6 protein-coding genes are annotated in these 6,598 nt (G+C 59.5%); 1 reads left to right on the forward strand and 5 read right to left on the reverse strand.

Annotated elements, in window-relative coordinates; all coding sequences use genetic code 11:
• Positions 1–9 precede the first annotated feature (9 nt).
• The 3 genes from ACQKP4_RS21575 to ACQKP4_RS21585 all read right to left on the reverse strand — a co-directional run bounded on the left by ACQKP4_RS21575 (position 10) and on the right by ACQKP4_RS21585 (position 3,577).
• Positions 10–1,299 (reverse strand): NAD(P)/FAD-dependent oxidoreductase, encoded by a 1,290-nt coding sequence (locus ACQKP4_RS21575; RefSeq protein WP_427635632.1) that lies wholly within the window; start codon positions 1,297–1,299, stop codon positions 10–12.
• A gap of 113 nt (positions 1,300–1,412) precedes the next feature.
• On the reverse strand, positions 1,413–2,531 hold the full coding sequence (locus ACQKP4_RS21580) for an aryl-sulfate sulfotransferase (protein WP_427635633.1): 1,119 nt from the start codon (positions 2,529–2,531) through the stop codon (positions 1,413–1,415).
• Positions 2,532–2,596: 65 nt separating this feature from the next.
• The gene (locus ACQKP4_RS21585) at positions 2,597–3,577 is read right to left on the reverse strand and encodes an ABC transporter substrate-binding protein (protein ID WP_427635634.1); all 981 of its coding nucleotides are present in this window, start codon (positions 3,575–3,577) and stop codon (positions 2,597–2,599) included.
• Positions 3,578–3,624: 47 nt separating this feature from the next.
• Here ACQKP4_RS21585 and ACQKP4_RS21590 point away from each other — a divergent pair, with 47 nt between their 5' ends.
• Positions 3,625–4,746 (forward strand): GlxA family transcriptional regulator, encoded by a 1,122-nt coding sequence (locus ACQKP4_RS21590; protein WP_427635635.1) that lies wholly within the window; start codon positions 3,625–3,627, stop codon positions 4,744–4,746.
• Positions 4,747–4,792: 46 nt separating this feature from the next.
• Here the strand turns inward: ACQKP4_RS21590 and ACQKP4_RS21595 are convergent, their stop codons facing one another.
• Both ACQKP4_RS21595 and ACQKP4_RS21600 read right to left on the reverse strand, forming a co-directional pair.
• Positions 4,793–5,383, reverse strand: coding sequence for a malonic semialdehyde reductase (locus ACQKP4_RS21595; protein ID WP_427635636.1), 591 nt, complete (start codon positions 5,381–5,383; stop codon positions 4,793–4,795).
• A 133-nt stretch (positions 5,384–5,516) separates the two neighbouring features.
• A partial coding sequence (locus tag ACQKP4_RS21600; RefSeq protein ID WP_427635637.1) for a LysR family transcriptional regulator occupies positions 5,517–6,598 on the reverse strand: 1,082 nt, incomplete at its 5' end.

Raw genomic sequence — 6,598 nt, forward strand, 5'->3', positions numbered from 1 at the left:
AATGACTCATCAGATGCTGTCTCGCAGTCGATACCAGGCCTTGCCGATGGCTTCCAGCGGCGCGGCGAGGTGTTTGCCGCCGGGAAAACTGCCATTGCTCAAACCTTGATACAACGCCAATTCATCCGTGTGACCGAGAATCGCATCGGACACCGCGCGTGCCGCCGCCAATGTCGGCAACACGCCATGCCCGGAATAACCCTGCAGCCAATAACGATTGCCCGAGCCGCCGACATCCGGTGTGCGATTGATCGTCAGATCGATGTGGCCGCCCCAGGCAAATTCGACTTCGACACCTTTGAGCTGCGGGAACACTCGTTCGAGAAACGGCCGGGTCGCCGCCGCGATGTCCTTGGGCATGCCGCCCAGATAGGTGCAGCCACCGCCGAACAGCAAACGGTTGTCCGGCGTGCGACGGAAATAGTCGAGGACGAACTGGTTGTCGGTGACGCAAACATTGCTCGGCAGCAATGCAGTGGCTTGCTCCGCCGTGAGCGGCGCGGTGGCGACTTGATAGGTGCCCACCGGCAAGATGCGGCTGGCGAGCTTGGGATCGAGTTTATCGAGATAGGCATTGCAGGCGAGCACCAGCACATCAGCACGCACTGAGCCGCGCTCGGTGATTACCCGAAACCCCGCACCTTCCTCCTGATAACTCAGCGCCTTGCTTTGCTCATGGATACGGCCGCCGGCCCGTTCGACGGCGGCGGCCAGGCCCAGTGCGAGTTTCAGCGGATTGAGATGTGCGCCCTCCGGGTCATAAAGTCCTGCCTGATAACGCTCGCTGGCCACCCATTGCGGCAGCTCTGCGCGGCTGATGAACTGCAACCCATCGTGGCCCCATTTATGACTGGCCTCGTGTTGCCATTCGGTCAACAGACTGACCCGACGCGGCATCACCGATGTCCATAGATGCCCGGTGCGATAGTCGCAGTCGAAGCCATGGCGGCCGGGCAACTCGCGCAGTTCCCGAGCGGCCCAGCGCATGCCGTCCCACAAGCGCCGTGCCCGTTCATACCCGAGCGCAGCTTCCAGTGGCGGCATATCGCACGACCAGCCAGCAATCGCCTGCCCGCCGTTGCGCCCCGAGGCTGCCCACGCCACTCGACTGGCCTCCAGCAGCGTCACGCGTTTGCCGGCTAACGTCAGGCGCAACGCCGTGTGCAGACCGCTGAACCCGGCACCAATGATCACCACATCGGTGTCATGTTGCCCTTCCAGCACGGGCCGAGTGCTCAGAATATCGGCGCAACTGTGGGCGTAGTAGCTTTCTACATGGCGCTGGGATTGCTGAAACATTCTGGGCCTCATGAAATTCTATTCTTATAATTTCATGAAAAACTACAGGACAAATTTCATATCGGCAACCGGCAAAGCAGTGTTTCAGTCGCCAACACAGTGTCAGCGCGTGGTCAGTCACGCATCCAAGGAAGGTCTTGGCGCTGATAGCGATGCGCACGGAAGATTGCGTTGTTTTCCCCCGGCAAATAACTGCGCGAAGGCGCATCGGGATAGCTGGCAAAGAACGGATTGACGTATTCCCAGACCACTTCACCGACCTGGTTCACTTCGAACAAGCGGCCGAAGTTGGCCTCGGTCACCAGCGTGTTGCCGTTGTGCAAGCGTTGTGCGCCACCCATGAACGGGGTGAAAAAGGCATAGCCCGGGGTGTCGGCGTATTGCCATTCGATGCGTTGAGTCACTGGGTTGATTTCGACGATGCGCGAGTGCGGCATGCTGATGTGCGGACGGAAGATGCCGTTGTCGAACACCAGCACGTTGCCGTTTTCCAGTTCGCTCGGGCAATGTTGCTGCGCGACCAGATCGTGGCCCAGACGCCACAACACTTCACCGCTGCCACGTTGCACGGCGATCACCGAGGAGACACTGCGCAGGCTGAGAATCACCTTGCCGTCGCGCCCCGGCGTCACTGCGTTGGTCATTGGCCAGTGATGACGTTCGAAGCACTCGTGCAGCGGGTAGTCTTCAGGTCGCAGGTGTTCCCAACTGCGCCATTCCCAAAGCACATTGCCTTGGCGATCGACTTCCTTGACCACATCGGCATAAATCACTCCGCCCGGCGCCTCGCTGCCGGGAATCCCGCCGACTACGCGACGCGCCAGCTCCGCGCTCAACGGCTCGGCGGTGGTGTACAGCAGATTGCCGTTGTCCAGCCATTGCGCGTCGTGGTGATGAAGCAGATCGGTGTGTTCCCAGACCACTTCACCTTCAGGAGTGACTTCGCTGAACGCACCGCCATGCCACACCGACCAGCCCGGAAACAGATCCGGCGAATCAGGATGATTGCCGTTGTAGCCAAGGTTGCCGTTGCGCAGGATCACTGCGTCGCGGCCGGGGCGTTGCGGCAGTTTCCAGCGATGGACGATCTCGCCGTCAAGGTCGATCAAGTACACGTTGCCATCCGCGGTTTGCGGGGCGAACAAGGTGTAACCGCCGCCGCTGCGGGCATGATCGACAGCGATCAAACCAGTTTTCCGGCGTTTGAGGGTGGTGCGTTCCAGATTGGGCATAGCTTTTCTCCAGGCGTATAAATCCCGGCCGACAGCAAAGCGGCCAGGCGAAGTCGAAGGGGTTGTTAAGGCGTTGGTAGCAAGGTGTTGAAGCGGTCGTCGAATATCTGCTCGACCTGCAACGGGCGCGGGATCAGGCGCTCGGCGGCAAACATGTCCGCCAGCCGCTGTTGCGACGTGATGACCGAGGGCTGGATCGGCACGTAGCGAAGGTCTTGATGCGCGAGCATTTCTTGCACCAGCGCGACCGGTAGACGGGTAGTTTGCGCGAATACATCGGCCCAGTCTGCGGGGTGCGCGGTGGCCCAGGCTTGGGCGCGCGCCAGTCTGGCCAGCAGATCCCCGACCTGCCCCGCTCGCTCGGGGTCTTCCAGTGCGCGCTTGCTGGCGACAGTAAAGTTCAGACCGGTTTCCGGCCAGGCACTGCCGTCGAGCAGAATCCGCGCTCCCCGGGAAGTGGCCTGACCAACAAACGGATACCACACCGACCAGGCTTCGAGTTTGCCGCTGGCAAAGGCATTCTGCGCATCCACCGGGCTGACGTAGGCAATGTTCACGTCGCGCGGCGTAAGCCCCGCCTGATGCAACGCGGCCAATAACAAATAGTGGCCGCTGCTACCTTTAGCCACGGCGATTCTCTGCCCTTTGAGATCCGCCACCGTCCGGGCACTGGAACCATCAGGCACCAGCAACGCGTTATTGTTTTGCGCGCCACTTGCCACGCCGATGATGCGAATGTCGAAACCGCCAGCCTGAGCGAACACTGGCGGCGCATTGCCTACCACGCCGGCATCGATCGCCCCGGCGCTAAGCGCTTCGAGCATGGTTGTGCCGGCCAGGAACGGGTGCCACGACAGCGAGTACGCCAGATCCTTGTCCTCTCCCGCCGCATGCAGCAAGGCCTGAGTCAGGCCGCTTTGATCGCCCATCTTCAACGGCTCGCTCGCGGCGGACGCAGGATGGGCGAGCAACAACGCCGCGCAGCACAACAGGGCTTTAAGCCTTGCAGTCAGCGGGTGCTTGGCAGCAGAAGGTTTTAGCGGCATTGTCGTGCTCTCATTTATGCATTGATTTCAGTATGTCGAGGCCCGCCGTGCCGCTCCATGCCAAACACCCCTCCTTTGCTGCCATGCCGGACATTCCGCCGCCGCCTCCGCGCACGGTTGTAGTGCTGGCGTTCGATGATCTGTTGCTGCTCAATGCGGCCGGACCACTTGAGGTGTTTGCCGCGATACCGCGGGTTTTGGCGGGGTCCTTCAGCGCGAATCCGCCCTATCGCTTACTGGTCGCATCGCCGCAGGGTGGTCAGGTCATGTCGATCTCGGGCATCACCGTGACCACCTGTTCGCTTAAGCAGATCGACCAGATGGCACCCGTAATCGATACGCTGATTGTCGCGGGCGGACCGGGGATGGCAGCCCTCGAAGCCGATGAACACGCCTGTGACTGGTTGCGCAAACGCGCCGCGCAGATCCGCCGCCTTTGCTCGATTGGCACCGGCACGTTTGCTCTGGCCGCCGCCGGCCTGCTCGATGGTCGAAGAGTCGTGACTCACTGGAAGTTTGCCGAGGAATTACAGGCGCGCTACCCGGCGGTGTTATGCCAAACCGATACGCTCTATCTGCATGACGACAACCTCTGGACTTGCGGCGGTGCCACGGCAGGAATTGATCTGGCGCTTGGCCTGGTCGAGCAGGACCTCGGCGCCCACGCGGCGTTGGCACTGGCGCGTTACTTCACCGTGTTTCTGTGGCGCAGCGCCGAGCAACCGCAACTCAGTGCTTCGCTTAACGCCCAGTCCAAGTCCTTGCGCACCGACCCGGACGTGCGCATTGCGCGCCTTCATGCGTGGATTGCCGGGAATCTCAACGGTGATTTGCGAGTGGAACGGCTGGCCGAGCAATTTGGCATGAGCCCGCGCCACTTTGCCCGTGCGTATCTTGCCGCTACCGGTGAAACACCCGCGCAAGCCGTGGAGAACTTGCGCCTTGAAGCCGCCAGTCAACTGCTGAAAACCACCCGAGAACCGATCAAGCGAATTGCCGAAACCGTCGGTTTTGGTCGTGAGGAACGCATGCGGCGGGTCTTTCAAAAGCGACTGGGCAGCAGTCCCCAGAGTTATCGCAGCCAGACTCAGCCGGTTTCGTCTGCGAGCCAAACCACCGGCCACCCTTCTTCGACGATAAGCATTGCTCTGGAAGGATTGGCCCAGTAGCGCTGCGGGATACGCTCAAACTCCGCTCCAGCCTGATGGCTATCTTCTAAACCAAAACGCAGCTTTGCTCAAAGCTCAAACGCGGTCCTTTAGGACGAACTTTCTCTCTGTCGCCATAGCCAAGACTGCAGAGAAAATTGCTTTTCCAGCGACCGTCCGGGAAGAATTCCTGATCAAGCCTGGCGCTATCGAAACCGGACATGGGGCCGCAATCCAATCCTAGCGCCCGCGCGGCCAATATCAGGTAAGCGCCCTGCAAGCTGCCGTTACGAAAAGCTATCGTAGCGGCTGCTGCAGGATCATCGCGCAGCATGGCTGCCAGGTCGTACGCAGAGAACAACTGGGGAAGAAACTCAATAAATTGCGTATCGATGGCGATAATCACCGTCACTGGCGCCGCCAGAACTTTCTCGCCATTAGCACCCTTGAGTGCCGGAAGCATACGTTGCTTGCCCTCCTCCGACTGCACAAAGAGAAACCGCGCAGGGTTGCAGTTGTTGGCGGTCGGGCCTTGCCTGAGCACTTCGTAAAGACGCTTGAGCAACCCATCATCAACGGGCTTTTCCAGCCAGCCGTTGTGTGACCGAGCGGTTAAAAAAAGTTGATCAATGGCTTGATCGCTAAGCGTTTCGTTCAAGATTTCATCCCTCTTAATGTTCGGCGTCTGTGAATACAGGCTTGAACATTAAGGTCGGGCTGATTTCTTCGAAAGACGGCAAAATCTGCAGGGTGTTACCTAAAAGGTATACGCGCGCCTGCTGCCGCAGAATCTACAGTTTTTCGTGGTTATCCAGTGCTGCCTGCTCGGCCATGTCGTGGAGAAACTGTGCGGCCGGGGTCAAGGGCAATTCTGTGTGGTAAACCGAGCAAATGGGCGGTGCATCGGGGATGCCCGTTACCATGATTCGGCTCAGCAAATTGGTCGCATTGATAAATCCGAGCCATTGTTCCGGCAACGGCGCAAGCAGATCGGATGAGGAAACGATGCTGGTCACGCTCATGCTTGAGGTGGCCTGCATGACGATATTGGGCGATGGCAGCCCGGCGAGTTTGAAAACGCTGAGCACTTCATCGTCGATATTTTCCGCAACCGGGGTGGTCAGCCATTCGGCGTCAATCAGCTCTTCCAGCGTGGTTGCATGCTGCAAGGGATGACCGCGCCGGCCGACGATGATTCGGCGGTTAATCATCAACGGTTTGATGCTCATGTTGGTGTGCTGCTGCGGTTTGGTCACGGGGCCGAAATAAAGATCGATCAAACCATCGCGGATATCGGCCTCCAGCATGGGATAGGTGCCTTCAATCACTTTTACGCGGACACCGGGAAAGCGCCGGCGAAAACGATCCAGTGTCAGGGGCAACAATCCCATCAACGCCGCGCCCGAGCAGGCGACAACGATAGAACCTTTATCAACGCCGCGATGTTGATCCAGCTCATCAAGGGTGCGCTGGTACTCGGCCTGTATCGCCTTGGCACGCCGCACGAACAATTCGCCCGCCTTGGTCGGCACCATTCCTAACCTGCCTCGCTCGAACAGCGTTACGCCCAACTCCTCTTCCAGTTCCTTAAGGCTTCGCGACACGACCGGCTGAGCGAGGCCCAGACTCCGTGCGGCAGCGCGCAGGCTGCCGCGTTCAACGACCGCTACGACGTTGCGAAAGTGGTGCATTTTCATCGCGTGACAGCCTCCCGAGGCAAAAGAGAAAGGCTGCTGGGGTATATACCTTTCAGGTAACACCCTAAGTGTTTTGCCATCTTTCGACAAGATCAGCCGCGCTCTACAGTTTCCACCGTAGTGCCGGTTCTCGCGACTTTGCTCTCCGGGCAGAAGACCGTGGATATGTCCACGCA

It is taken from the genome of Pseudomonas sp. NPDC086278 (assembly GCF_050280905.1).
GTDB lineage: Bacteria > Pseudomonadota > Gammaproteobacteria > Pseudomonadales > Pseudomonadaceae > Aquipseudomonas.

What these genes read in the sequence shown, in the direction of transcription:
- ACQKP4_RS21575 (WP_427635632.1), bottom strand. Translation starts at nt 1,299, where the DNA reads ATGTTTCAGCAATCCCAGCGCCATGTAGAAAGCTACTACGCCCACAGT.
- ACQKP4_RS21580 (WP_427635633.1), bottom strand. Translation starts at nt 2,531, where the DNA reads ATGCCCAATCTGGAACGCACCACCCTCAAACGCCGGAAAACTGGTTTG.
- ACQKP4_RS21585 (WP_427635634.1), bottom strand. Translation starts at nt 3,577, where the DNA reads ATGCCGCTAAAACCTTCTGCTGCCAAGCACCCGCTGACTGCAAGGCTT.